1 protein-coding gene is annotated in these 448 nt (G+C 43.3%); it reads right to left on the bottom strand.

Annotation, left to right across the window (positions count from 1 at the left end):
* Positions 1–403, bottom strand: a 403-nt coding sequence (locus MiSe_RS49885; protein WP_226595048.1) for a hypothetical protein, incomplete at its 3' end; no start/stop codon positions are given.
* Positions 404–448: the final 45 nt, after the last annotated feature.

Raw genomic sequence — 448 nt, forward strand, 5'->3', positions numbered from 1 at the left:
GATCGTTTTTCATAAATTCGGGTAGGGACACGGCGATCGTACAATTTTCACTTGGACAAAATATTTCTGATGCCGTGTCCCTACAAGATTGCGGATCGTTTTTCATAAATTCGGGTAGGGACACGGCGATCGTACAATTTTCACTTGGACAAAATATTTCTGATGCCGTGTCCCTACAAGATTGCGGATCGTTTTTCATAAATTCGGGTAGGGACACGGCAATCATACAATTTTCACTTGGACAAAATATTTCTGATGCCGTGTCCCTACAAGATTGCGGATCGTTTTTCATAAATTCGGGTAGGGACACGGCGATCGTACAATTTTGATGGCTCCAGAATATTTCTGATGCCGTGTCCCGACAAGATTGCGGATCGTTTTTCATAAATTCGGGTAGGGACACGGCGAGCGTACAATTTTCACTTGGACAGAATATTTCTGATGCCGT

The organism is Microseira wollei NIES-4236 (assembly GCF_020521235.1).
GTDB classification, from domain to species: domain Bacteria; phylum Cyanobacteriota; class Cyanobacteriia; order Cyanobacteriales; family Aerosakkonemataceae; genus Microseira; species Microseira wollei.